This is a genomic window from Bradyrhizobium shewense (assembly GCF_900094605.1).
Classification (GTDB): domain Bacteria; phylum Pseudomonadota; class Alphaproteobacteria; order Rhizobiales; family Xanthobacteraceae; genus Bradyrhizobium; species Bradyrhizobium shewense.
On sequence record NZ_FMAI01000010.1, the window covers coordinates 1 to 24,013 of the forward strand.

At 64.5% G+C, this 24,013-nt stretch carries 23 protein-coding genes and 2 pseudogenes; 10 read left to right on the forward strand and 15 right to left on the reverse strand.

Annotated features, from left to right (window positions below; all coding sequences use genetic code 11):
* Positions 1-327: 327 nt before the first annotated feature.
* On the forward strand, positions 328-1,440 hold the full coding sequence (locus GA0061098_RS19705) for an NADH:flavin oxidoreductase/NADH oxidase (protein WP_091959615.1): 1,113 nt from the start codon (positions 328-330) through the stop codon (positions 1,438-1,440).
* A 266-nt stretch (positions 1,441-1,706) separates the two neighbouring features.
* A complete protein-coding gene (locus tag GA0061098_RS19710) occupies positions 1,707-2,114 on the forward strand; it encodes a hypothetical protein (protein WP_091959618.1) in 408 nt (135 codons plus the stop codon).
* 41 nt (positions 2,115-2,155) lie between these two features.
* Here GA0061098_RS19710 and GA0061098_RS19715 read toward each other — a convergent pair whose 3' ends face one another.
* From GA0061098_RS19715 to GA0061098_RS19725, 3 genes are all read right to left on the reverse strand, one after another.
* Positions 2,156-2,401, reverse strand: a complete 246-nt coding sequence (locus GA0061098_RS19715; protein ID WP_026201681.1) for a PilZ domain-containing protein — start codon at positions 2,399-2,401, stop codon at positions 2,156-2,158.
* A 199-nt stretch (positions 2,402-2,600) separates the two neighbouring features.
* Entirely contained in the window at positions 2,601-3,974 is a 1,374-nt protein-coding gene (locus tag GA0061098_RS19720; protein WP_245323441.1) for a T6SS phospholipase effector Tle1-like catalytic domain-containing protein, read from the reverse strand.
* A 221-nt stretch (positions 3,975-4,195) separates the two neighbouring features.
* Positions 4,196-4,399: a hypothetical protein gene (locus tag GA0061098_RS19725; RefSeq protein WP_129590898.1), complete on the reverse strand. Its 204-nt coding sequence runs from the start codon at positions 4,397-4,399 to the stop codon at positions 4,196-4,198.
* A 300-nt stretch (positions 4,400-4,699) separates the two neighbouring features.
* On the opposite strand from GA0061098_RS19725, the gene GA0061098_RS19735 reads away from it, so the two are divergent.
* The 3 genes from GA0061098_RS19735 (at position 4,700) to GA0061098_RS19745 (ending at position 6,276) form a co-directional block, all read left to right on the forward strand.
* Positions 4,700-4,996: a hypothetical protein gene (locus tag GA0061098_RS19735; protein ID WP_091959627.1), complete on the forward strand. Its 297-nt coding sequence runs from the start codon at positions 4,700-4,702 to the stop codon at positions 4,994-4,996.
* Between the two features lie 220 nt (positions 4,997-5,216).
* A complete protein-coding gene (locus tag GA0061098_RS19740; RefSeq protein WP_091959630.1) occupies positions 5,217-5,495 on the forward strand; it encodes a DUF1488 family protein in 279 nt (92 codons plus the stop codon).
* A gap of 232 nt (positions 5,496-5,727) precedes the next feature.
* The gene (locus GA0061098_RS19745; protein ID WP_245323442.1) at positions 5,728-6,276 is read left to right on the forward strand and encodes a hypothetical protein; all 549 of its coding nucleotides are present in this window, start codon (positions 5,728-5,730) and stop codon (positions 6,274-6,276) included.
* Between the two features lie 333 nt (positions 6,277-6,609).
* Here GA0061098_RS19745 and ftsZ read toward each other — a convergent pair whose 3' ends face one another.
* The 6 genes and pseudogenes from ftsZ to rpmB all read right to left on the reverse strand — a co-directional run bounded on the left by ftsZ (position 6,610) and on the right by rpmB (position 10,372).
* Positions 6,610-7,866: a cell division protein FtsZ gene (gene ftsZ / locus GA0061098_RS19750; protein WP_091959636.1), complete on the reverse strand. Its 1,257-nt coding sequence runs from the start codon at positions 7,864-7,866 to the stop codon at positions 6,610-6,612.
* A 52-nt stretch (positions 7,867-7,918) separates the two neighbouring features.
* On the reverse strand, positions 7,919-8,428 hold the full coding sequence (locus GA0061098_RS19755) for a hypothetical protein (protein ID WP_165637479.1): 510 nt from the start codon (positions 8,426-8,428) through the stop codon (positions 7,919-7,921).
* 138 nt (positions 8,429-8,566) lie between these two features.
* Positions 8,567-8,740 (reverse strand): annotated as a pseudogene (locus GA0061098_RS19760) (phospholipase effector Tle1 domain-containing protein); the annotation flags it as partial.
* A 69-nt stretch (positions 8,741-8,809) separates the two neighbouring features.
* The gene (locus GA0061098_RS43915; protein ID WP_129590899.1) at positions 8,810-9,265 is read right to left on the reverse strand and encodes a class I SAM-dependent methyltransferase; all 456 of its coding nucleotides are present in this window, start codon (positions 9,263-9,265) and stop codon (positions 8,810-8,812) included.
* Entirely contained in the window at positions 9,246-9,863 is a 618-nt protein-coding gene (locus GA0061098_RS19765; RefSeq protein ID WP_091959643.1) for a DEAD/DEAH box helicase family protein, read from the reverse strand. Before GA0061098_RS19765 ends, GA0061098_RS43915 begins: the two co-directional genes overlap by 20 nt.
* Before the next feature lie 197 nt (positions 9,864-10,060).
* The gene (rpmB, locus tag GA0061098_RS19770) at positions 10,061-10,372 is read right to left on the reverse strand and encodes a 50S ribosomal protein L28 (RefSeq protein ID WP_028141842.1); all 312 of its coding nucleotides are present in this window, start codon (positions 10,370-10,372) and stop codon (positions 10,061-10,063) included.
* A 555-nt stretch (positions 10,373-10,927) separates the two neighbouring features.
* On the opposite strand from rpmB, the gene GA0061098_RS19775 reads away from it, so the two are divergent.
* The 5 genes and pseudogenes from GA0061098_RS19775 (at position 10,928) to GA0061098_RS19795 (ending at position 17,972) form a co-directional block, all read left to right on the forward strand.
* Positions 10,928-11,737 carry a DUF3108 domain-containing protein gene (locus tag GA0061098_RS19775; RefSeq protein ID WP_165637501.1) on the forward strand — a complete coding sequence of 270 codons (810 nt, stop codon included), beginning with the start codon at positions 10,928-10,930 and terminating at the stop codon, positions 11,735-11,737.
* A gap of 901 nt (positions 11,738-12,638) precedes the next feature.
* Positions 12,639-16,067, forward strand: a complete 3,429-nt coding sequence (locus GA0061098_RS19780; RefSeq protein WP_091959650.1) for a helicase-related protein — start codon at positions 12,639-12,641, stop codon at positions 16,065-16,067.
* Positions 16,068-16,080: 13 nt separating this feature from the next.
* Positions 16,081-16,350 (forward strand): annotated as a pseudogene (locus tag GA0061098_RS19785) (RNA-binding S4 domain-containing protein); the annotation flags it as partial.
* Between the two features lie 132 nt (positions 16,351-16,482).
* A complete protein-coding gene (gene fdxA, locus GA0061098_RS19790; protein ID WP_011082989.1) occupies positions 16,483-16,821 on the forward strand; it encodes a ferredoxin FdxA in 339 nt (112 codons plus the stop codon).
* 344 nt (positions 16,822-17,165) lie between these two features.
* Complete coding sequence (locus tag GA0061098_RS19795) at positions 17,166-17,972, forward strand: CarD family transcriptional regulator (protein ID WP_165637480.1); 807 nt, start codon at positions 17,166-17,168, stop codon at positions 17,970-17,972.
* Positions 17,973-18,253: 281 nt separating this feature from the next.
* On the opposite strand, the gene GA0061098_RS19800 is transcribed toward GA0061098_RS19795, so the two are convergent.
* Genes GA0061098_RS19800 through cyoB form a run of 6 tightly spaced genes read right to left on the reverse strand, consistent with a single transcriptional unit; the run spans position 18,254 to position 24,001 of the window.
* A complete protein-coding gene (locus GA0061098_RS19800; RefSeq protein ID WP_018316482.1) occupies positions 18,254-18,787 on the reverse strand; it encodes a response regulator transcription factor in 534 nt (177 codons plus the stop codon).
* The gene (locus tag GA0061098_RS19805) at positions 18,777-20,180 is read right to left on the reverse strand and encodes an ATP-binding protein (RefSeq protein WP_165637481.1); all 1,404 of its coding nucleotides are present in this window, start codon (positions 20,178-20,180) and stop codon (positions 18,777-18,779) included. The genes GA0061098_RS19800 and GA0061098_RS19805 overlap by 11 nt, the downstream gene beginning before the upstream one ends.
* Entirely contained in the window at positions 20,152-21,000 is an 849-nt protein-coding gene (locus GA0061098_RS19810) for an SURF1 family protein (protein ID WP_091959659.1), read from the reverse strand. The genes GA0061098_RS19805 and GA0061098_RS19810 overlap by 29 nt, the downstream gene beginning before the upstream one ends.
* Positions 20,997-21,377 carry a cytochrome o ubiquinol oxidase subunit IV gene (cyoD, locus tag GA0061098_RS19815; RefSeq protein ID WP_091959662.1) on the reverse strand — a complete coding sequence of 127 codons (381 nt, stop codon included), beginning with the start codon at positions 21,375-21,377 and terminating at the stop codon, positions 20,997-20,999. The genes GA0061098_RS19810 and cyoD overlap by 4 nt, the downstream gene beginning before the upstream one ends.
* Positions 21,374-22,003 carry a cytochrome o ubiquinol oxidase subunit III gene (gene cyoC, locus GA0061098_RS19820; RefSeq protein WP_091959665.1) on the reverse strand — a complete coding sequence of 210 codons (630 nt, stop codon included), beginning with the start codon at positions 22,001-22,003 and terminating at the stop codon, positions 21,374-21,376. Before cyoC ends, cyoD begins: the two co-directional genes overlap by 4 nt.
* Positions 22,004-24,001 carry a cytochrome o ubiquinol oxidase subunit I gene (cyoB, locus tag GA0061098_RS19825; RefSeq protein WP_091959668.1) on the reverse strand — a complete coding sequence of 666 codons (1,998 nt, stop codon included), beginning with the start codon at positions 23,999-24,001 and terminating at the stop codon, positions 22,004-22,006.
* Positions 24,002-24,013 lie beyond the last annotated feature (12 nt).

The following is a 24,013-nucleotide window of genomic DNA, read 5'->3' on the forward strand; positions in this document are numbered from 1 at the left end:
GACCGAGCCGGCTCACGGCGTCAAGCGCCAAGGACCCAACGGCTTCCCGCCCAACCCCATCCTGACAGACTTCCAAGACACAGGGACCCATAACCCCAGGGAGTAGTTGTGGTGCGAGCTCCCACTCCGAATCTTCGCCAAACTTCTTCCTGGGGTTATGGGTCCCTGCTTTCGCAGGGACGACGGCGGAATGTGTGGCGTCTTCCGCTGGATCATTGCGGGAATGCACGCCGAGGCGAGCCGCCATTCCCCAGCGCGCCTAGCAATCGCCTGTCCGCATACTACACTCTCTCAACTGCCCCTCTCATCCCCCGGGAACTCCCCCGCATGAGCGTCCTGTTTTCCCCGATCAAGCTGCGCGGCCTGACGTTGAAGAACCGCATCGTGGTGTCGCCGATGTGCCAATATTCGGCCGACGACGGCGTCGCCACCGACTGGCACTTCACCCACATCAACAATCTCAGCCTGTCGGGCGCGGCGATGTTCTGCATCGAGGCGACCCATGTCGAGGCGATCGGCCGCATCACGCCGGGCTGCCTCGGGCTCTACAGCGATGCCGCCGAGGCCGCGCTGAAGCAGGTGCTGACCTCGGTGCGCAAGCATTCCTCGACCGCGATCGCGATGCAGCTCGCCCATGCCGGCCGCAAAGCCAGTAGCGCGCGGCCCTGGGACGGCGGCCAGCTGATCCCGGTGGAGCAGGGCGGCTGGCAGACGGTGGCGCCATCGGCGCTGCCGCACAAGGATGGCGAGGCCGCCCCGCTGGCGCTGGATGCGGCGGGCCTCAAGCGCATCCGCGACGCCTTCGTCGACAGCGCCAAGCGCGCGGAGCGCATCGGCATCGACGCCATCGAGCTGCACGGCGCCCACGGCTATCTCTTGCATCAATTCCTGTCGCCGATCTCCAACAAGCGCACCGACAAATATGGTGGGTCTTTGCAGAACCGTATGCGCTTCCCGCTCGAGATCTACGACGCAGTGCGCGCGGTCTTCCCGCACGACAAGCCGGTCGGCATGCGGGTGTCGTCGACCGACTGGGTCGAGGGCGGCTGGGATCTGACGCAGACGATCGAGTTCGCCAACGCGCTGAAGGCGCGCGGCGTCGACTGGATCGATGCCTCCTCCGGCGGCGTCTCGCCGCTGCAGAAGATCCCGCTCGGCCCCGGCTACCAGGTGCAGTTCGCGGAGGCCATCAAGCGCGAGACCGGATTGCCGACGATCGCCGTCGGCCTGATCACCGACGGCAAGCAGGCCGAGGAGATCGTCGCATCCGGCAAGGCCGACATGATCGCGCTCGCCCGCGGCATGCTCTACGACCCGCGCTGGGCCTGGCACGCCGCTGCCGATGTCGGCGGCGAGGTCGAAGCCCCGCCACAATACTGGCGCTCGCAGCCCTCGACGCAGAAGGCGCTGTTCGGCAAGACCACGTTTGGGGCGAGGTAGCTTCTTTACCTCTCCCCGCTTGCGGGGAGAGGTCGAATTCGATCGCAGATCGAATTCGGGTGAGGGGGTACAGGTGCGGCTATCGTCTCACGTGCGGAGAGAGGCCCTCACCCCAACCCTCTCAGCGCGAGCGAAGCTCGTCGCGGCCCCGTAAGAACGGGGAGAGGGTGTGGACTTACCCCCCCGCATCCGTAAATCCCCCCAGCTTCCACCCCCCGCAAAACTGGCCTAACCTTGCGCGACCCAACTCCTCGCGGAGGCCTGCCATGCGGTTTCGTGTTCGCAAAACGGCTCATGTGTTCGAGCGCGTGGGGCTTGCGATGGCCGGCGCGGCGTGCGGGCTGTTCGTCGGTGCCTATGTGGGATCGGCGATATCAGCGCTCACCACGCAGGGCTTTCTGATGGTGATGATGGTGCTGGGCTTCGTCGGCTTCTATCTCGGCATCGACACGCCGCAATTGCCGTTCGACGAGGCGCATAGCGCGATCGACGCCGCCGAATTCCTCAGCGCCGCCGGCACGCTCTGCGCCACGCTCACCGCGCTCGCCTCCGTCGCCGTCATCGTGCTCCGCCTCGATCCGCACCTGGCCTGGACCTGGCTCGCCCTGCTCGGCTGGATCGCCGGCGTCGCCATGCAGATCGTCGGCGGCGCGAAAGCGAGGATGCGGAAGTAGCTTCCTCTTACCCTCCCCCTCCAGGGGAGGGTAAGAAAGACTTAAAACACCACGCCCACGCGCGTGCCGCGCTTCCAGGCGATGCGGCAGCGCTTCTTGGTGTTGACGTGCAGCAGCTCGAATCTGTCGGGAATGTTCACCTGGCCGCCGAGATCGACGCAGGCGCCGCCGGGCGAATAGTCGATCAGCGTGCAGTTGATCACAGGCGCGCGCGGGTCGGTGATGATCTTGGCCTGGCGCGACACCAGCCCTGCAGGCTTCACGCGGGCATATTTACGCGGATACATTGGCACTCTCCTCCAATTCCGCAGGTCTAGCGGCGGATATCGTGCAGGATGATGCGGATGAGTTGATGCGATCCGGCTAAGGCAGGCGCGAGAATTTTAATGAAAAGTAGCGGCGAAGGAAGAAAGCGGCGGTAGCGGGGTGGGGTGATCTCTCCGCACGGGCAGTGCGGCCGCGGAGAGACTGTCACCCCACCCCGTCTCACATTTCGCTGCGCTCCATGTGAGCCGACCCTCCCCCTCCAGGGGAGGGTGGCAGCGTGCCCGGATCCCCTTGCTCGCCCGGCCCCACCGGCATCGGCACCGTCACGTAGTCCTTCGGAAAATTCACCGGCCGGTAATCCGGCTCCACCGCCATCCGCTTCAACACGCTCTCATGCACATGCGCGCCTTCGGGGATGGGGCGCGGCTCGCAATCGGGGATGTAGAAGCCGAGAAACACCTTGCGCTCCGGCCACTCCTTGTACTTTGCGCTCTTCGGCAGATATTCCAGCAGCCGCCAGCCCGCCGTCATCGAATCGTGCAGCACGCCCGTCTTCCCGGTGTAGGCCGGCTCGACGTATTGGAACGGCGAGTTCTTGCGCTGGATGCCCCAGGCGAGCTGCTTGATGGTCGCCGGGTTGAAGTTCAGCCCCGCCTTCTCCGCCTCCGCGATCATCCAGATCAGCGGATATTTCGAGTCCCCGCTTTCCGCCTCCGGATAGCCGCCGCCGACGTCGCTGTGCACGCCGGCGAACCACACCTGCAAGATATCCTGCGGCACCTTCTTCTCGTCGGGCACGTAGCGGTTGCTCCAGAACTCCTGCGGCTCGCAGTACTTCTTGAGGCGGAACATGCAGCGCCGCTCGTCGATCGCGATCGCCTGCCGGAAGATCTTGACGCTGGGGTTGCGCAGCGTGAAGGCGAGCTCCTCCAGGCTCGGCCAGAACAGCCGGTCGGCGCGCGGCACGATCACGCTCGCCACGGTGTCCCACACGCCGATGAAGTGGATGGTCGGCCAGCGCGTCGAGGTGATGCGCGCGAACTGCGCGGCGAGATCGAATTGGTCCTTCGGCAGCGGCCCCTGGTCGTCGAAGGCGACGTCCGAGAGATCCTCGACGTCGTTGCCGCGCCCGGTGCCGGAATATTGCTTGTAGGCGACGAGGCCGGAGCCTGCGAGGTTCGCCTGCTCAGGCCTGATCAGCCCGACCTTGTGGATCAGCCCCGCCAGCACGCGAACCGTGTAGGCCCCGCGCGAAAAGCCGAACAGGAAGATGCGGTCGCCCGGCGCGTAATGCTCGACCAGGAAGCAATAGGCCGACAGCACGTTGTCATCGAGCCCGTAGCCGGTGGCGAGCCCCAGCACCAGATTGATATTGGCCTTGAGCCGGTGCCACGTCGTCGGCTCCGTCACCGTGCCGACGCCGGGATCGTAAAACACCATCTGCCGCGGCTGTGTCCTGTCGGTCTTGCGCAGGCAGCGATAGAGCTTCAGGACGTTGGAGATGTTCTCCGAAATCTCGTTGCCGGTGCCGTCACAGCAGATGACGAGGTTTTTCGGCTCGGGTTTGGGAGCGGTGGTGTGGGCGTGCTCCACGAGGTGCGCCTCCGGGTGATACTACCGAGGCGAGTATAGCGGAAAAGCGCGACGGAGAAGAGACGACGAGGGGTGGACGCGTGATTGCGCCACAAACTCGTCATGCCCGGGCTTGTCCCGGGCATCCACGTCCTGGCTTGCCCGTGACGAGAACGTGGATGGCCGAGACAAGCCCGGCCATGACGGATCCGTCGGCGCGGCCAGCGCTATTGTCCTGCGCCCTACTTCTTCTTCCCCTGGCCGCCGATCTCAGGCTGCCACGCCGCGTCCTTGCGGCTCGGTGCCGCGGCGATGGCCTTGGCTTTGTCCTTCTTCGGCTTCTTGATTTCGCGATTGCTGCGTTGCTGTCCCTTGGCCATGATTTCCGTCTCCTGTGATGGGTTGACTTCATCCGGTTCGGCCGAGCCGCGCAACGTCACCGTCAATCATCGGTCGATGCGCGATAATGCAGCAACCCTACGCCTGCGGCAGGGCGATTGCGAGGACTAACGCACCGGCGCCGGCCTGCGGCGTTGGCGCCGGCGGCATGGCGACGAATGTGCTGGCTATCGTCCTGCAACCGGCGCATGCTTCGCACTGCGGTGTCGGCTTGGGGGCACAGTTCGCGAAAAGCAGGCGTGCATGACCATCCGCTCGCGGCACGACATCATGACATCCAGGAATCCGTTCCGCGTCGGCCAGATAGATCCCGCCGACGCCCCAACGCATCGAGGCAAGCGCCATTCATGACTGACATCCCGGTCGATCTCGACAAGCACCGCGGCATGGCCGCGCAGAAGGCGACAGATCTGCGCCGCGCGCTGGCCGAGGTCGAATCCCAGGTCAGGGATCTGCGCGAGCGCGAGGCCGAACTGGAAAACCGCATGCTGACGGTGCCGGCTGTGTCGTGGCCAGAGGCCGCGGTGAAGGCGCGCCATCTGCTCAACCTCTATGCCGCGAGCCTGCCCGTGGAAGACACCCGCCACCGCGCGCTGGTGGCCGCGCTGTTCGACGATTTCGTCCGGCTCAGCGGAGAGGCGTAGGCCGCCTTCGGCGGCCGTTCTAAAAGGCGCTGAGGCCAGCCGCTGCACAAATGTTGTCCCGGACAAGCGAAGCGCAGGTCCGGGATCCATGGCCACGGAATTGAGTTGTTGCAGATGCTCGTGCCACAGCGTGCTTGAATCAAGCCGTCCGGGTCATAGGTCCCGGCTCCCCGTGCGCAATGACGCACCAGGCCGGGGCGCGCAGTACAGGAGTAACCCCATGACGCTCACCAGCGGCCGCTTCATCGGCCACGAACAGGACCGCGGCATCGTCCAGTTCTCGATGCAGGACGGCGCCACCGAGATCGCCTGCGCGATCTCGACCTCCGCGATGGACGACCTCGAGCGCGGCCCGCGCGCCAGACCCGCCGAGCGCGAAGCCCAGTTCATGCGCCTGCGCGAGCGCATCGAGGCCTGCGTGGGACGGAAGTATCAGGCAACCGAGTTCGAGGGCACACCGCCGGGGATCGTGCTGCGGAGCATCGATTTTCGGGGGTAGGGGGAGCCTCGCAGGTACCGAGCCCCATGGCCCCTTCATCTGTTGATATTAACCACTTGTTAACCATGCGGTTGCCTAATGTTGACATGGGGGGATCACCATGTCGGCCCATGTGACGCGACCCAAGTTGATGCCTGTTTCGGCCGATCCGGCCATCCGGTCGGTGGCCAGGCTAGCGGTTCGCGCCAAGGCCGTCCTACAGGGCAAAGCGCCTGTCCTACGGAGCAAAGCCATGTTCGGAAAGGACGACTTAGTGGACAATCTCAGCCGCGATCTCGATCGCGCGCGCGGACGACGCGATGCGCTCGCATCCGAAGCCACGACCCTGACGGCCCAGATCGCCGAAATCGAAGCCCGCCTTTCGGAAGAGAAGAAAAGGCGGGAGCGTGAGCGCGTCCTGAGCGAGATCGAAATGATCAAGACGCGAGTGAAGCAAGCCGCCGGCGCGTTTGCGCCCGTCGTCGACGGTCTCTCCAGCGCGATCGAATCGGCTGCGGCCGTCGTGCCCGAGGCGCGCGAGCTCAATAGTTTCCTGGTGTCGGTGGCGACCGAGATCGACAGCGTGCTCGATCCCCTTCTGCGCGAACTGGATCAGCGTGCGGATGCGGTGCGATCCGGACAGGCAGCGCTGGACTTGCCGAGTTCGGCCGTTGAAGCGCCGCCCGTCGAGCTGCCGAAAGACACCAACGAACGCCTGCTTCGCTTTCCGGCCTGGCTGTCGCGCGACAAGGAGCCGGACAAGAAGGAAACCGCGGAGAGCCCGCGCAGCACGGCAGCTTGAAGCATCGGCAGCTGACCGCTTTCCCTTCTCCCCCTTGCGGGAGAAGGTGGCGCGAAGCGCCGGATGAGGGGTATCTCTCCACGAACTCACTGCAATAGCTTCGCGCGCGGAGAGAACCCCTCACCCGGCTTCGCTATCGCGAAGCCACCCTCTCCCACAAGGGGAGAGGGTGGAAAGTTGCTGTTTTACTCCGTCATTCCGGGGCGCGCCTCTTGGCGCGAGCTACGATGCGCATTGCGCATCCTAGCTAGCAATTTCATCGCGCCCCCGGGATGACGACCTGTTGTTGGACACCGTAGTCGCCACGCAAGCAACCGCGGCTCTCGCCACCCCTCAGTTGGCGGCGCGGCGCAGGAAGGCCGGGATATCGAGAACGGCCTCGTCGGGCGCATTGCGCGCAGCGGTGCGGCCGTAAGGATCGAGCGGCCGGTCGGCCGCGTGGCGCGCATGGTCCAGACCCGGCCGTGCCGGTGGCCCCACGGGGTGGTGCGGCTGCGGGCGGAGCGGCGGGCTGCCCGCTTGCGGAATGGGTGCGCTGCGCTCGATGCGATCGGCGATGCGGCGGCTGTCGTTGCGCAGCCTGCCGGCGAGCTGCGTGAGGGCGGTTTCCACCGGCAGCGCCTGCGCCGGGTCGAGATTGTCGATACCGGTCGCCACCACCGAGACGCGGACGATGCCTTCGAGGCTTTCGTCAAAGGACGCGCCGACGATGATGTTGGCGTCCGGGTCGGCCTCGTCGCGAATGCGGCTGGCTGCTTCGTCGACCTCGTACAGCATGAGATCCTTGCCGCCGGTGATGGAGATGATGAGGCCACTGGCGCGCTTGATCGAGGGGTTCTCGATCAACGGATTGGAGATCGCGGCGACGGCGGCGGCGAGCACGCGCTTCTCGCCGGAGGCCTCGCCCCGTCCCATCATGGCCTTGCCCTTCTCCTTCATGACGGAGAGGACGTCGGCAAAATCGAGATTGATCAGGCCTTCCTTGACGATGAGGTCGCTGATGCAGGCCACGCCCGAATAAAGCACCTGGTCGGCAAGGGCGAAGGCATCGGCGAATGTGGTCTTGTCGCTCGCCACCCGGAACAGGTTCTGGTTCGGGATGATCAAGAGGGTGTCGACCGTCTTCAGCAGCTCCTCGATGCCGGCCTCGGCAAAGCGCATGCGGCGCTGGCCCTCGAAGTAGAACGGCTTGGTGACCACGCCGATCGTGAGAATGCCGAGCTCGCGCGCGGTCCTGGCGACGACGGGTGCAGCCCCAGTGCCGGTGCCGCCGCCCATGCCGGCGGTTACGAACACCATGTGCGCGCCGGTCAACTGATTGCGGATCGCATCGATGGCCTCCTCGGCTGCGGCGCGGCCCAGTTCGGGCTGCGAGCCGGCGCCGAGGCCTGCGGTGACATGTGTGCCGAGCTGGATGAGGTGCTTCGCCTTCGACATGGCCAGCGCCTGCGCGTCGGTGTTGGCGACCACGAACTCGACCCCTTGCAGCCCGGCCGTGATCATGTTGTTGACGGCATTGCCGCCTGCGCCGCCGACACCGAACACGACGATGCGGGCCTTCATTTCATGAATATCGATATTGCCAGCCATTTTTCCCTCGCGATTGGTCCGGCAAGCCGGGGATGGAGAAAGTCTTCGAGTGCTACCTGCTAGCCGCGCGGTCTGCTTTGACGATGGCGGCGGCCAGATGTCCCAATCGACGCGCAGCGTGTCCCGCGATCGAGCCGTCCCGGCGATCGCTCCGCAGCGCCGTCACTTCGTCTTCCAGTCGTGTCGCCCACGCATTGGCTGCCATGGTCTCGGCGGTGGCCTGCTGCAGCTCGACGGCGAGGCGATCGGCGCGCTCCCGCTCGCGCTCGAACACGGCCCTGTAGGCGGTTGCGACGTCTTCGAGCCGCGCGATCTCCGCCTTGAAGGACTCGGTCTTGATTGCCTCGATCCTTGCCATGGAGGCGGCGATGGGGTCTGCGGGGCGGGCACGTCGCGGGCGGGGCGTGTACCGGAGCTCGGCGAGATCAACGCTCACCAGGGCCTTGCCGTCATCCGAACGCGAGCGCGGCAGCCGGCGTCGTCGCGCCAGCGACCGCGCGGCCTCGCGCGAGATATTGAGGCGGGCACTGAGATCGGCATAGGTCAACAACGCAACGCACATCGGCGCTTCTCCTGGAGCGAACCGGGAAGGCATTTCGAGCTAATGATGGCTGGACGATTACAGCAGGCTAGGGTGCGTTGGTTAATGAACGGTTAACGGGCGCGGGGGGTGTTTACGGGTGCCCGCCACCGAGCGACCCCCGGGATCGCAGAGCACCATCTGCCGCGGCTGCGTCTTGTCCGTCTTGCGCAGGCAGCGATACAGCTTCAGGACGTTGGAGATGTTCTCGGAGATCTCGTTGCCGGTGCCGTCACAGCAGATGACGAGGTTTTTCGGCTCCGTCTGGTGGTCGGTTTTGGGTTCGTGCTCCACGGTATACCGCTCCCGACAATGCCACCGTGGCGATTATAGGGAAATGCGAGCGTTCAGAGGTCAGAAGTTCTAGCTTGGCTTTGAGAATGAAAGAATCACCTCGCGCCGCATCCTCGTATCCAACGATTCGGCAGTGAGGTGCTTAGCCGGAGGAGGGGGAAGATAGCGTCGGTTAGCCGGAAGGGTTCGTGCACGTCTTCGGTCAGTGTTGAGCCCCGACCTCTCTGCCACTGCGGCGACAATTTTGGCATTCTGAATGAACGTGCCGCGGACAGTATTCTCGCCGACAACGTATACGGCCTTCCCGCCCGGCGAAAGAACACGCGCCGCCTCACCCACGGCTTGCATCATATCATCGATATAGTGCGCGAGCACCGCTTCATGACGAGTGGAAAGCTTAGGTGTTAGGCGCAATTCTGAAATAATCTCTCGGATGCCTTCATCATCGCGAGCATCTTGATCGCCGCATTCTGTGCCTACGCTTTCGGTGCGAATGTTGCCCAATTCACCGACCGTATATCCCATCCAAACCAGCGAGAATTGCGGTCACGCCGATGTAGATGCCGTCGTGGCTGATCAGCTTCTTAATGAGCGCGTTTATCTTAGTGACGTCGCCCTTGTTTATTAGAGCGTTCGGCGTCGCGAAGTCCGCTTCATCGTCGATGATGACCTTGTCGGTGATCCGCTCCAATTTCTGATTTAGTTTTGTTAAGTCGCTCGCATTCTTCTTGCAGAAGATGACGTGGTATCCGGCGGATAGTGAGTATTCGGGATCAATTACATCTGAGAAGTTGCGAGCAGCCGGCGATAGTTTCGATCGCTGGAAACGATCCAAGTTTTGTTGGAGTAGCTGAACGCTGTCATTTAACAGGTGGACGACGACCCGATGTCCGTCATCTAACATTTTGGCGGTGAGACAGATCATCATTTCTGTCTTGCCGCTTTGGGGCTCTCCGTAGATGACAAATGACGTGGTGCCGCTCTCAAGAGTATCGCAAGCGCTTGAGACTGCCGCTTCGATGCACGACGTCTGCTTGCCGAGAGCTTTCAGCCGATTCAGCTGCGTTTGATATCGATCGCGCTGCTGCGCGATCGCCCGCAGCTGGCTGACACTGAGCCCCACCTACTACCCCCGTAGTTGAAATGTCGTTTTTCACGATCATAGCGGGCAAAGGATTCTGGGCAAGGTCGGCGGAGGCATAATGTCGCCGAATTCAAAAACAAAAACGGCCGGATCTTTCGATCCGGCCGCAACGCAAACTCTACTGGCTAAGCCTACGCCACGCGACGCAACTTAGCCCCCGCCCAAACCTAAAAAACTTAGCTGGCCTTCTTGGCCGGTGCAGCCGTCGGGCCGACCTTCTTCTGGATTGCGCGCTTCAGCTCGAGGGCGCGCGGCGACAGCAAGTCGGCCTTGGCCTTGAGCAGGAAGGCGTCGAGGCCGCCATTGTGGTCGACGCTCTTGACCGCGTTGGTGGAGACGCGCAGGCGCACGTTGCGCTCCAGGGCTTCGCTGATGAAGGTCACGTTGACCAGGTTCGGCAGGAAGCGGCGCTTGGTCTTGATGTTGGAGTGGCTGACCTTGTGGCCGACGAGGGGGCCCTTGGCCGTCAGTTCGCAGCGGCGAGACATGGCATAATCCTTAAGTTCGATCCCCCAACGAATGCGGCCGCCATTCTGGGCGCCACGGGGGCTAATTCTTTTGTCCTTGCAGGGAGCGGGCGGACGTATAGGGGGGAAGGGGCGGGTAGTCAAGGATTTGGGCGGGGATTCGTGCCCCGCAGCATGCCCCACCCTCTACGTCATCGCCCGCCTTGTGCGCACTTGCGCACTGGGGCGGGCGATCCAGTACTCCGCGGCCGCGCGGCTGACCAGGGGGGCTGCGGCGTACTGGATGCCCCGGTCAAGCCGCGGCATGACAGCGGAGTGGGTGGAGGTAGGTGAGCGCTCCTGACGCCCCCCCGATCACCAAAACGGCAATGTTTGTCGCGCCTTACCATCACATAAAGGGCGTATTCGCGACCGAAGACTCCGGTGGAGTTCCCGGCTCGAGATGCCCGGACACATTGTTTGCCGCGGTTTTTGGCTTAAGTAACAACCGTCGCGCCCCGATTGGATTGTTTCGTGCTCACAACGTCCCCTTTTGCGCCAGAACAGCGCTCGGTCCGCCCGCGTTTTGCCGGCTGGCTGGCGGCGCTTTGCGGCCTGGTGGTGGCGTGGGGCGCTGTGCCGGCAGCGGCGCAGGGCAAGCTCGAGGCGCAGTATGAGGCCTCGCTGGCCGGCATTCCCGTCGGCAAGGGCGCATGGAACATCGACATTCAGGACGACGTGTTCTCGGCGGCCGCCGCGGGCGGCACCTCGGGGCTGCTGAAATCGTTCACCGGCGGGTCCGGCACCGGCGCTAGCCAGGGGCGCATCGTCAACGGCGCGCTGGTTGCGACCGGCTACCAGGCCTCCACCACCACCTCGAAGAAGACTGAAGAGATCCGCATCACGCTCGACAAGGGCAATGTGAAGGATTTTGCCATTCTGCCGGAGCCGCCGGTCGATCCGGATCGTATCGTCGTCACCGACGCGCATCGCCGCGGCGTCTGGGACCCCATGACGGCTTCGCTGCTGCGCGTGCCCGGCAATGGCGATCCCGTCTCGCCGGACGCCTGCCACAACTCGGCGCCGGTGTTCGACGGCCGCATGCGCTACGATCTGAAGCTCGATTTCAAGCGCATGGAGAATGTGAAGGCGGAGAAGGGCTATCACGGCCCGGTGGTGGTCTGTTCGCTCTATTTCGTGCCTGTCGCGGGCTACATCCCCGACCGCCCCGTGATCAAATACCTCGCCGCCCAGCGCAACATCGAGATCGCGTTCGCCCCCGTCGCCGGCACCCGCGTCCTGGTCCCGTTCTGGCTGAAAGTGCCGACGCCCCTGGGCCCGGCCATGCTGGAAGCCACCAGCTTCATCACCACGGCCCAGCCGCCAAGGGTGGCGAAGACGCAGTAAGCGGCTGCGGTGGTCCCGTTTACCCTCCCCTGGAGGGGGAGGGTCGATCGCGCGCAGCGCGAGCGGGGTGGGGTGATCTCTCCACACGAAGACTGCCCCTGCGGAGAGATCACCCCACGCCGTCTCACATTCCGCTGCGCTCCATGTGAGCCGACCCACGGGCGAGCTACGCTCGTCCCGGACCCCTCCAGGGGAGGGTAAGAGAGATCCAGCAATTTCAACCACTTCCCTACTGTGCATGGGGTTGTTTTCGCGAAAATGAGGTTGGTCCCCGCCGTTCCCGTCATGGCCGGGCTTGTCCCTGCCATCCACGACCTTCGCGCGCCACCAGAACGTGGATGCCCGGGACAAGCCCGGGCATGACGGGGAGCAAGGTCCCGGAATCCATTTGACTCCTCCCCGATTCTGATTCGACTCCGCGCCGTCCCCAACTTAAGGGTTTGCGCCATCGAAACGTCACTTGTACGGCGGCCGAAAACTCCATCTAGTTGCAGCCAACAAGACTCCCGCGACATGTTGCGTGAACGGAACATGACTCCAGAGGGAGTCAGCGATTCGGCCGCGATTCGTTCTAGAGTCGTTCCGAAGCTTAAGACCAACGGGAAAAGCGTCGCAAAGTGAGACAGTTGCGCGGGATATTGTTGGGTGCTCCCACACACTCCGCTGTCATGCTCCGGCTTGACCGGGGCATCCAGTACGCCGCGGCCTCTCGGCTTCGCCACACCGCCGCGGCGTACTGGATCGCCCGGTCCCAGCGCGCAATTGCGCGCAAGGCCGGCCGATGACAGCAATGGAGGCGGCGGCAGCGCAGCGTTCGGAGACATAGCTGACACCGCGGAGCCGCCGCACCGCCCCAGACAGCACTGACATTCGCCCAAATCGCCACTACCTAATCCCCCAGATGCCCTTTTCCTCCTCCCCTTTCGCTTCCGAGCGCGCGCCTTCCGATCGCGTGGCAGGCGCCGGCGTCACTGCGGTGCTCGGGCCGACCAATACCGGCAAGACCCATCTCGCCATCGAGCGGATGCTGGCGCACCCGTCCGGCATGATCGGCCTGCCGCTGCGCCTGCTCGCGCGCGAGGTCTACAACAAGATCGCTGGCCGGGTCGGCGCCGAGGCGGTCGCGCTCGTCACCGGCGAGGAGAAGATCAAGCCTAGGAATCCGCGCTATTGGGTGTCCACCGTCGAGGCGATGCCGCGCGACCTCGATGTCTCCTTCCTCGCTGTCGACGAGGTCCAGATCGCCAGCGATCTCGAACGCGGCCACGTCTTCACCGATCGGCTGCTCAACCGCCGCGGCCGCGACGAGACGCTGCTCTTGGGCGCCGCGACGATGCGCCCGATCATCGAGCGGCTCTTGCCTGGCGTGTCCATGATCACGCGGCCGCGCCTGTCGCAGCTGGAATTCGCCGGCGATCGCAAGATCACGCGCCAGCCGCGCCGCACCGCCATCGTCGCGTTCTCGGCCGACGAGGTCTACGCCATCGCCGAGCTGATCCGCCGCCAGCATGGCGGCGCCGCCGTGGTGCTGGGCTCGCTCTCGCCCCGCACGCGCAATGCGCAGGTGGCGATGTTCCAGAACGGCGATGTCGATTATCTCGTCGCCACCGACGCCGTCGGCATGGGCCTCAATCTCGACGTCGACCACGTCGCGTTTGCCTCCGACCGCAAGTTCGACGGCTACCAGTTCCGTAGGCTGACGCCGGCCGAATTCGCGCAGATCGCCGGCCGCGCCGGCCGTGCCACGCGCAACGGCACTTTCGGCACCACCGGCCGCTGCGCGCCGTTCGAGCCCGAGCTCGTCAATGCGCTGCAGAACCACACCTTCGATCCCGTGAAGATGCTGCAATGGCGCAACACCAGGCTGGATTTCTCCTCGCTCGGCGCGCTGCAGGTGTCCCTGAACCTCGCCCCCGGCCACGAGGCGCTGACGCGCGCCCCGGTCGCCGAGGACATGCGCGTGCTCGACCATGCCGCCCGCGACGTCGAGGTGCGCGATATCGCGCATGGCAAGGCGGCGGTGGAGCGGCTGTGGGAGGCCTGCCAGGTCCCGGATTACCGAAAATTATCGCCGGCCGCCCATGCCGAGCTGGTGACCACGCTGTACGGCTTCCTGATGCGGAAGGGCTGCATCCCCGACGCCTGGTTCGAGGCCCAGATCACCCAGGCCGACCGCGTCGACGGCGACATCGACACGCTGTCGGCCCGGATCGCGCAGATTCGCACCTGGACCTTCGTCGCCAACCGCCCGGACTGGCTGAAAGACCCCGAACGCTGGCAGGGGATCGCCCGCGAGGTCGAAAATAAATTATCGGATGCGCTCCATGAACGCTTGACTGAGCGTTTCGTTGATCGCCGGACCAGTGTATTGATGCGCCGCCTGCGGGAGAACACGAGCTTGAATACTGAAATCGGCAAGACCGGCGAAGTCATCGTCGAAGGCCATGTCATCGGCCGCCTCGACGGCTTCACCTTTGCACCGGATGCGGCGGAAGCTGGTTCGGATGCGAAAGCCTTGCAGGCTGCAGCGCAAGCAGTGCTCGCCGGCGAGATCAACACGCGCGCCGAAAAGCTCGGCAACGCGCCGGACGATCAGTTCGTGCTGACCTCGGAAGGCATCATCCGCTGGACCGGCGACGCCGTGGCGCGGCTGTCTGCCGCAGAGGACGCGCTGCATCCGCGCATCCGCATCATCTCCGACGAGCGCCTGACCGGCGGCCCCCGCGAGAAGGTGCAGGCCCGGCTCGAGCTCTGGCTCAAGACCCATGTCGAGAAGCTGCTCGGGCCGATGTTCGAGCTGTCCAAGGCCGAGGACGTCACCGGCATCGCCCGCGGCATCGCCTATCAGCTCGTCGAGGCGCTCGGCGTGCTGGAGCGCCCCAAGATCGCGAACGAGCTGAAGGATCTCGACCAGCCCTCGCGCGCGGTCTTGCGCAAATACGGCGTCCGTTTCGGCGCCTATCACATCTATTTCCCCGGCCTTTTGAAGCCCGCCGCGCGCGCGCTCGCCGCGCTGTTGTGGGCGCTCAAGCAGGACAATGTCGATCTGTCCTCGCTCTCGGGCGCGCAGCATCTGGCATCTTCCGGCCGCACCTCGTTCCCGGTCGACAAGGCGCTGCCGCGCGATGCCTATCGCGTGCTCGGCTACAAGCAGGCCGGCGAGCGTGCCGTGCGCGTCGACATTCTGGAGCGTCTTGCCGATCTGATCCGCCCGGCGCTGGCCTGGCGCGAGAACGCGTCCGGCGAAAAGCCGGCCGGCGCCTTCGACGGCCGCGGTTTTGTGGTGACGCAGTCGATGACCTCGCTCACCGGATCTGCCGGCGAGGATTTTGCCTCGGTCCTGCGCGCGCTCGGCTATCGCATGGAGAAGCGTCCGCCGCTGCCGGCAAAGCCCGTCGTGACCGAGCAGGTCTTGACTGAAACGGTCGCGGCCGAGACGCCGCCGGCTGAAGGCAGCGCCGAGTCCGCGACAGAGATCTCGACCGAGATCGCGGCGGAGGCCGTTGCCGGCCTGCCAGCGGAAGCCTCCACCGAAGCGGTCGCCGAGCCGGTCACCGTCGAAGATGCGCCCGGCATGGAGCTGCAGGACGAGCCGGCTCAGGAAGCCGAGCCCGTGCTGGAAGCCTCTCCCGAGGCCCCCGTCACGCCCGAAGACGCCCCCGGCATTGCGCCGCCGGCGGAAGAGCCCGCTGCGCCCACCGAGGCTGCCGGCCTCGAAGCCGCTCCGGCCGAGACGGCCGCAACCGAGGCCGCCGCGTCACCCGTCGCCGCCGCGCCTGAAGCTGCGGCGACGCCCGCCGAGCCCGAGCTGATCGAGGTCTGGCGTCCCGGCGGCCGTCACGAGGACCGCAAGCCGCGCCACGAGCGCCATCGCCACCAGCGTCACCACCATCAGCCGCGTCCGCAAGGAGGCGCCGAGGCAGGTGCAGCGAGCGCCGCGCCCGGCGAAGCAGCCGACGGCGCGAAGCCGGGCCAGCGTCATGGCGGCCATCGCAGGGACGGCGGCAGAGACTTCCGCAAGCCGCGCGAAGGTGGCGAAGGCGCGCCGCGCCCCGAGGGGCGCGACGACAGGAACCGCCGCTTCGAGGGCAAGGATCGCGACAACAAGGGCCGCGATCGCGACAAGGGCAAGTTCGGCGGAGATCGCGACAAGGGCCGTGACAACCGTGGCCGCGACCGCGACAAGGGCCGCGACCGCCAGGGCGGTCCGTCGCTGCGTCCCTACGCCTCGAGCGCAAATCCGCGCGAGCGCGATCGTCCGGCCGATCCGAACTCGCCCTTCGCCAAGCTCGCCGCGCTGAAAGAGCAGCTGTCCGGCCGTAAGGAGTAATCCCACGACGACCGAGCGGCAGCGCCTCGACAAATGGCTGTGGCATGCGCGGGTGGTGAAGGCGCGCACCTCCGCGGCCGAGCTCGTCGGGTCGGGCCACGTTCGCGTCAATGGTGAGCGCGAAAAGTCGCCTGGGCATGCGATCAAGATCGGCGACGTCATCACCGTCGCGCTCGATCGCACCGTGCGGGTGTTGAAGGTCACCGGCTTCAGCGAGCGCCGTGGCGATGCTGCCGCGGCGCGGGTGCTCTTTGAGGAGCTAAGCGAAGCGAAACGCAATTAATTGCGTTTCGAATTCAGTTCTTGGTCGATCAAACACACAAAGCCGTCATGATCGGGCCTTCCCGACCTTGCAGCGCAGGGCCATCCGCGCTACGCAAGCCGCGACTTTTAAAAGAGCTTTTCGGAGCGTTGGATGACTTACGTCGTCACTGAAAACTGCATCAAGTGCAAGTACACCGACTGCGTCGAGGTCTGCCCGGTCGACTGCTTCTACGAGGGTGACAACATGCTCGTCATCCACCCGGACGAGTGCATCGATTGCGGCGTGTGCGAGCCGGAATGCCCCGCCGACGCCATCAAGCCGGATACGGAACCGGGCCTGGAAAAGTGGCTTTCGGTCAACGCCGACTACGCCAAGAGCTGGCCGAACATCACCCAGAAGAAAGAATCACCTGCCGACGCCAAGGAATTCGACGGCATGGAAGGCAAGTTCGAGAAATATTTTTCTCCGAACCCCGGCTCCGGCGACTGAATCGGGCTCAAACTTAACCCTAATAGCGGCGCTTTCGTCGAAAACCAGCCCTCAAGACCCCTAAATCATTGATTTTTGCGGGAAATGTGCTATATTGGGCACATTAAGCCGAACCCTGTCAGCCCCGTTGGCCCCGCTGGGTTCCCGTGAAACCAAATGTCGAACAGGGGCGTGGCAGTTTCCGCGCGCAGGCTGTGTCACAGAAAACGCGTAAAAAGAGTACTTCAGCGAGGGCTTCCCATAAGGAGGCCAAAAAAGTCGCCGCGGCCAGCCGTAGCGCATCCAAAGGTCGGACCGCGACGAAGGCGCCGACTGCAAAGTCCTCGAAGAACAAAAGAAGCGCAATGCCTAACAAGACTGCCAAACCGGCCGCGAAAGCGACCGTTGCCAAGCCTGCTGTCAAGCCCGTTGCCGCCAAGGCTCCCGCTGCCAAGCCCGCCGCGTCGAAGGCTCCCGTTGCTGCTCCTGCCAAGGCTCCCGTCGCTGCCGCCAAGCCCGCTGTGAAGCCGGCGGCCGCTGCGCCGAAGGTCGAGGAAAAGAAGGTCGTGACCCAGCGTCAGGGCTTCAAGGCCAATGAATTCGTCGTCTATCCCGCTCACGGCGTCGGCCAGATCCTGGCCATCGAGGAGCAGGAGATCGCCGGCGCGAAGCTCGAGCTGTTCGTCATCAACTTCATCAAGGACAAGATGACGCTGCGCGTGCCGACCGCCAAGGTCGCCAATGTCGGCATGCGCAAGCTGTCCGAGCCGGCGCTGGTGAAGAAGGCGCTGGAGACGCTCAAGGGCCGCGCCCGCGTCAAGCGCACCATGTGGTCGCGCCGCGCCCAGGAATACGAAGCGAAGATCAATTCGGGCGACATCGTCGCGATCGCGGAAGTCGTGCGCGACCTCTATCGCTCGGAGTCGCAGCCGGAGCAGTCCTACAGCGAACGCCAGCTCTATGAAGCGGCGCTCGATCGTCTGTCCCGCGAGATCGCGGTGGTGCAGCACTCGACCGAGACCGAAGCGGTCAAGGAGATCGAGGCCCAGCTCGCCAAGAGCCCGCGCCGCACCGGTGCCAAGTCCGAAGCCGCCGAAGGCGAGGCGGATGCCGAGGGCGATACCGACGACACCGATGGCGACGACACCACCGTCGCCGACGAGGCCGCGTAAGCAGCTTCGTTCTGCGCAAGCAATCAAAAGCCCGGCCTCGCGCCGGGCTTTTTGTTTGGGGAATGTTTTCCAAGACAATGACGGAAGCTTTGTGCAAGAGCTCTCTCGACAAACTCGGTGTCGTCCCGGCGAACGCCGGGACCCATACCCCCAGGGAGAAGTTTGACGAAGACTAGTCGTTCGGTACGCCTACCGATCGCAACGATAGATTCCGCGGTATGGTCCCGGCGTTCGCCGGGACGACGAGAGGAGAGAGTCTTCGTCAAACGACGCGTGGCGGCTTACTTCACCGGCCGCTTCTCCAGCTTCCGCGCTAGCGTGCGCCGGTGCATGCCGAGCCTTCGTGCCGCCTCCGAGATATTGAAATCGGTCTCGATCAGGGTCTGGTGGATGCGCTCCCATTCCAGCGTCTTGATCGAGGTCGGCCGTGCATCGAGTGCGACCTCGGCGTTCCCTTCGGCCTTGTTGAAGGCGGCTTCGATATCATCCGTGTTCGAGGGCTTTGCGAGATAGTGGCAGGCGCCCAGCTTGATCGCCTCGACGGCGGTCGAGATGCTGGCAAAGCCGGTCAGCACCACGATCAGCATATCAGGATCATGCGTGTGCAGGAGCTCGACGCAGGCAAGGCCCGAGGCGCCGCCGAGCTTGAGGTCGACGACGGCGTGGCCGAAGGAGCGCTCCTCCAGCACGTTCCGCACGTCCTCGATCGAGGCAGCGAGCACGACATCATAGCCGCGGCGCTCGAACGAGCGTTTCAGCGTGCGCGCAAAGCCGGCATCGTCCTCGACGACGATGAGCGAACGGTCAGGCGTCAAAATTCCCTCCGATCGCGAGCGTTGCGAGCGGCAGCGTGAGGCGGACGGTGGCGCCGCGCTTCCTGTGGTTCTCGGCGGTCACGCTGCCTCCGAGCTTGCGTACGACGTTCACCACCAGGAACAGCCCGAGCCCGCCGCCAGCGCGGCCCTTGCTCGAGTGATAGGGCTTTCCGAGCTGCGCCAGCATCTCCGGCGCAAAGCCCGGGCCGCGATCGCTGATCGACAGCACGAGATTGTCGCCCTCGCGCTCGGCGACGAGTTCGACCCATTCCCGCGAGACCTCGTAGGCGTTGTCGAGCACGTTGAAGATGACCTGCTTCAGCGCGATGTCGGAGACGATAGCGACGTCCGCGCCGAAGGTGTTGACGAAGTAGAGCGTCCGCGCCGAGCGCGCGTCGCGCCACTCGTCGACCAGGGCGGTCACGAAGGCCGTCACCGTCGTCGGCGATGAGCCTTCGCCGCGTGCTTCGCCTGCCGAGACCAGGATCCCCGTCACGATCGACTTGCAGCGCTGCAGCGAGGTCTCCATCTCCGCGAGGTCCTCGGCGAGTTCCTGATCGGCGGCAAGATCGGGCATGCGGCGCCAATCGCTGAGGATCACCGAGAGCGAGGCGAGCGGCGTGCCGAGCTCATGGGCCGCGCCGGAGGCGAGCAGGCCCATGCGGACGATGTGATCCTGCTCGGCGGCATGCTGGCGGAGCGCGGCCAGATTCGCGTCGCGCTCACGCAAATTCCTGTTGATGCGAGTGACGAACACGACCAGCAGCACGGCGTTGAGAACGAAGCCCAGCAGCATGCCGGCGACCGTGAGCGTGTAAGTCTCGCTCAATGGGTTGGGCGGCAGATCCAGCGGGCGGTATGCCAGCGTCAGCCAGACAAAACTCGCGCAGGTCAGCGCGACCAGCGACCAGGTCGAGCGGGCATCGAGCAGCACCGCGCCGAGCGTCACCTGGAGCAGGAACAGCGAGGTGAAGGGATTGGTGGCGCCGCCAGAGAGGTAGAGCTGCGCGGTCAGCGCGGCGACGTCCAGCATCAAGGCGACCAGCAGCTCGTTGTTGGTGATCGCGGCGCGGTGGCGCACCCAGACGAGGCTGGAGACGTTGAGGAGCACCAGCGCGCCGATCACCGCGCCCATCCGCTCCAGCGGCAGGGGAATGCCGAGCCCAAAATGCACGCCGCCGATGGTCACGATCTGGCCGACCACCGCGGTCCAGCGCAGCTGGATCAGCAGCGCCATGTTCTTGCGGTTGGTCTCGTCGTCGGTCGGTGTCGTGCCGATCAGCTCGCTGCGCGCGTCGGCCTGCGATTGCAGCGTGACGGCCAGCCCGCCATGCGCAAGTGTCTGGGAAAGCGTCTTCCCGTCGTCAGGTCGGCTCGACGATCGTTCCAGCATCTGATCCCGTCCTGCGGGCGACGGCATCGAAGCCGCCGGCCGGTTCGTGGACGAAGCGTTTGCGGCGGAACAGCCCGCCGCCGAATGTGACGAAGAGTTTACCCGCCAGCATGAAAGCCAGGGCGAACCACGTCAGCGCGTAGATCAGGTGGTTATTGGGAAAGCTGACCACGGTCAATCCGCCGATCGGCCCGCTGCCGGATTGTGATCCGGCATCGGCATCGACGAAGAACGGTGCGACATCGTGCAGACCACGGGCCGTCGCAATCGCGGCGACATCGCGCGAATACCAGCGGTTGTGCTGGGGCACGTTGTTCCGGAGGAATCCGCCTTTCGGCTCGGTGATGCGGAGCAGGCCGGTGATCTCGACCTGGCCGTCCGGATTGCCGTCCCGGCGCGTCGATGCATCGCGCCGCTCGGACGGCACGAAGCCGCGGTTGACCAGGACCTGTGTGCCGTCGTTGCGCTGGAGCGGTGTCAGCACCCAATAGCCCGGGCCTTCCTCGGTGACGGCCTGGACCAGCGTCTCGCGGTCATGCAGGAAGCGGCCGGTGAAGCTGACATGCCTGTATTCGTCGTTTGCGGCGGAGACGGCGGGCCATGAAGCGGGCGAGGGGATTGGCTGGGCCGGGGCATGGACGCGCTGCTCGACGCGGTCGATCAGCGCCAGCTTCCAGGCGCGGCGCTCGATTTGCCAGACGCCGAGTGCGATCAGAAGAACAAAGGCCGTCAGCGAGAGGACCGTGAGCCACAGGGAGGGATGCGCAGCCTTGCCGTGCGCGCCGCTCGCCTTGCTTGTCACGGTCCTGACCTCGCTCACTTCATTCCGCTCATCTGGTGCATCGGCATCATGTTGCTGTTGAGGTGGCTCATCACCCACAGCGAACCCGACAGCGCGATCACCACCATCACGATGGTGAAGATCAGCGCCATCATGCTCCAGCCGTTCTCGGACGTCGTGTTCATGTGCAGGAAGTAGATCATGTGCACGACGATCTGCACGACCGCGAAGGCCATGATGACCAGCGCGGTGATCTGCTTGCTCGGCAGTGCGCCGCTCATCACCAGCCAGAACGGGATCGCGGTCAGCACGACCGAGAGCACGAAACCGAGCATATAGGTCGAGAACGAGCCGTGGGCGTGGCCGCCTTCGTGGTGATGATCGTCCGCGTGCGTGGCATGGGTATCGGTGTTCATCGCAGAACTCCCAGGAGATAGACGAAGGTGAAGACGCCGATCCAGACCACGTCGAGGAAGTGCCAGAACATCGACAGGCACATCAGGCGGCGGCGGTTGGCTTCGATCAGGCCGAACTTCTGGACCTGCACCATCAGCGTCACCAGCCAGATCAGGCCGCAGGAAACGTGGAGGCCGTGGGTGCCGACCAAGGTGAAGAACGCCGACAGGAAGGCGCTGCGCTGGGGCGTGGCGCCTTCATGGATCATGTGAGCGAACTCGGTGAGCTCGATGCCGATGAAGGCGAGGCCGAACAGGCCGGTGATCGCCAGCCAGACTTGCGTCTGCGCGACCTTGTTCTGCTGCATGGTCAGCATGGCAAAACCATACGTGATCGACGACAGCAGCAGCATCGAGGTGTTCACCGCGACCAGGTTCAGGTCGAACAAGTCCTTCGGCGCGGGGCCTGCGGCGTAATTGCCGCCGAGCACGCCGAAGGTGGCGAACAGGATCGCAAAGATGAGACAGTCGCTCATCAGATAGATCCAGAAGCCGAGCGAAGTGCTCCAGCCTTCCGGATGCGGATGCTCTTCGGCGAGATAGAAGACCGGCTCGCCGGTTTGGGAGGGATTGACAGCGACAGTCATTTACCTGGCTCCGGCGAGCAGTTTGGTGCGCGCGTCCTCGGTCCGGATGACGTCTTCAGCCGGAATGTCGAAGTCGCGGTGATAGTTGAAGGTGTGACCGATGCCGACGACCAGCATCGCGGCGAAGCTCGCGGCGGCCAGCCACCAGATGTACCAGATCAAACCAAAACCCATTGCGGTGGCGAGGCCGGCGAGGATGATGCCGGTGCCGGTGCTGCTGGGCATGTGGATCGGCCTGAACCCGGTGAGCGGACGCTGGTAGCCGCGCTTCTTCATGTCCCACCACGCGTCATTGTCGTGAACGACGGGGGTGAAGGCGAAGTTGTAGTCCGGCGGGGGCGAGGAGGTCGCCCATTCCAGCGTGCGCGCGTCCCAGGGATCGCCGGTGACGTCCTTGAGCTGCTCGCGCCTGAGGAAGCTGACGGCGAACTGCATCAGCATGCAGAGGATGCCGAGGAGGACGAGGAAGGCCCCGATCGCGGCGATGACGAACCAGATCTGCAAGGACGGATCGTCGAACACGCGCAGGCGGCGGGTCACGCCCATCAAGCCGAGCACATAGAGCGGCATGAACGCGAGGTAGAAGCCGGTGACCCAGAACCAGAACGACAGCTTGCCCCAGAACGGATCGAGCTTGAAGCCGAACGCTTTCGGGAACCAGTAGGAGATGCCGGCGAAGGCACCGAACACCACGCCGCCGATGATGACGTTGTGGAAGTGCGCGATCAGGAACAGGCTGTTGTGCAGGACGAAGTCGGCCGGCGGCACCGCCAGCAGCACGCCGGTCATGCCGCCGACCACGAAGGTCAGCATGAAGGCGATCGTCCACATCATCGGCAGCTCGTAGCGGATACGGCCGCGATACATCGTGAACAGCCAGTTGAACATCTTCGCGCCCGTCGGGATCGAGATGATCATCGTGGTGATGCCGAAGAACGAGTTGACGCTGGCGCCCGAGCCCATCGTGAAGAAGTGATGCAGCCAGACCAGGTACGACAGGATGGTGATGACGACCGTGGCGTAGACCATCGAAGTGTAGCCGAACAGCCGCTTGCCGGAGAAGGTCGAGGTCACTTCCGAGAAGATGCCGAACGCCGGGAGAACCAGGATGTAGACTTCGGGATGACCCCAGATCCAGATCAGGTTCACGTACATCATCGGGCTGCCGCCGAAATCGTTCGTGAAGAAGTTGGTGCCGACGTAGCGGTCGAGCGAGAGCAGCGCGAGCACGACGGTCAGAACCGGGAAAGAGGCGACGATCAGGACGTTGGTGCAGAGCGAAGTCCAGGTGAAGACCGGCATCTTCATCATGGTCATGCCGGGACACCGCAGCTTGACGATGGTGCAGATCAGGTTGATGCCTGACAACGTCGTGCCGACGCCGGCGACCTGCAGCGCCCAGATGTAATAGTCGACGCCGACATCGGGACTGTAGCCGATGTTCGACAGCGGCGGATAAGCCAGCCAGCCGGTGCGGGCGAATTCGCCGATGAACAGCGAAGCCATCACCAGCACTGCGCCGCCGACCGTCATCCAGAAGCTGAAATTGTTCAGGAACGGGAACGACACGTCGCGCGCGCCGATCTGGAGCGGCACGACATAGTTCATCAGGCCGGTGACCAGCGGCATCGCCACGAAGAAGATCATGATCACGCCATGGGCGGTGAAGACCTGGTCGTAGTGATGGGCGTTGAGATAGCCTTCGGAGCCGCCAAAGGCGAGCATCTGCTGGCCGCGCATCATCAGCGCATCGGCGAAGCCGCGCAGCAGCATCACGATGCCGAGGATCATGTACATGATGCCGATGCGCTTGTGGTCCACGGTGGTGAACCATTCTCGCCACAGATAACCCCAGAGGCGAAAATAGGTGAGGCCGCCGAGCAGCGCGGCGCCGCCGAGCGCGACCACCGCGAAAGTGCCGACGACGATCGGCTCGTGCAGCGGCAGCGATTCGAAGCCGAGCCGGCCGAAGATGAGCTTGAGAAGATCAGGAGACATGCGGGGATCTCT

Excerpts from the sequence above, each read along its gene's own strand:
- GA0061098_RS19755 (WP_165637479.1), bottom strand. The coding sequence starts at position 8,428 with ATGTGCGTTGCGTTGTTGACCTATGCCGATCTCAGTGCCCGCCTCAAT.
- cyoD (WP_091959662.1), bottom strand. The coding sequence starts at position 21,377 with ATGAACACCGATACCCATGCCACGCACGCGGACGATCATCACCACGAA.
- rpmB (WP_028141842.1), bottom strand. The coding sequence starts at position 10,372 with ATGTCTCGCCGCTGCGAACTGACGGCCAAGGGCCCCCTCGTCGGCCAC.
- ftsZ (WP_091959636.1), bottom strand. The coding sequence starts at position 7,866 with ATGGCTGGCAATATCGATATTCATGAAATGAAGGCCCGCATCGTCGTG.
- GA0061098_RS19805 (WP_165637481.1), bottom strand. The coding sequence starts at position 20,180 with ATGCTGGAACGATCGTCGAGCCGACCTGACGACGGGAAGACGCTTTCC.
- cyoC (WP_091959665.1), bottom strand. The coding sequence starts at position 22,003 with ATGACTGTCGCTGTCAATCCCTCCCAAACCGGCGAGCCGGTCTTCTAT.
- GA0061098_RS19795 (WP_165637480.1), top strand. The coding sequence starts at position 17,166 with ATGCCTAACAAGACTGCCAAACCGGCCGCGAAAGCGACCGTTGCCAAG.
- GA0061098_RS19780 (WP_091959650.1), top strand. The coding sequence starts at position 12,639 with ATGCCCTTTTCCTCCTCCCCTTTCGCTTCCGAGCGCGCGCCTTCCGAT.
- GA0061098_RS19745 (WP_245323442.1), top strand. The coding sequence starts at position 5,728 with ATGTTCGGAAAGGACGACTTAGTGGACAATCTCAGCCGCGATCTCGAT.
- GA0061098_RS19710 (WP_091959618.1), top strand. The coding sequence starts at position 1,707 with ATGCGGTTTCGTGTTCGCAAAACGGCTCATGTGTTCGAGCGCGTGGGG.
- GA0061098_RS19715 (WP_026201681.1), bottom strand. The coding sequence starts at position 2,401 with ATGTATCCGCGTAAATATGCCCGCGTGAAGCCTGCAGGGCTGGTGTCG.
- GA0061098_RS19735 (WP_091959627.1), top strand. The coding sequence starts at position 4,700 with ATGACTGACATCCCGGTCGATCTCGACAAGCACCGCGGCATGGCCGCG.
- GA0061098_RS19740 (WP_091959630.1), top strand. The coding sequence starts at position 5,217 with ATGACGCTCACCAGCGGCCGCTTCATCGGCCACGAACAGGACCGCGGC.
- GA0061098_RS19705 (WP_091959615.1), top strand. The coding sequence starts at position 328 with ATGAGCGTCCTGTTTTCCCCGATCAAGCTGCGCGGCCTGACGTTGAAG.
- fdxA (WP_011082989.1), top strand. The coding sequence starts at position 16,483 with ATGACTTACGTCGTCACTGAAAACTGCATCAAGTGCAAGTACACCGAC.
- cyoB (WP_091959668.1), bottom strand. The coding sequence starts at position 24,001 with ATGTCTCCTGATCTTCTCAAGCTCATCTTCGGCCGGCTCGGCTTCGAA.
- GA0061098_RS43915 (WP_129590899.1), bottom strand. The coding sequence starts at position 9,265 with ATGGGATATACGGTCGGTGAATTGGGCAACATTCGCACCGAAAGCGTA.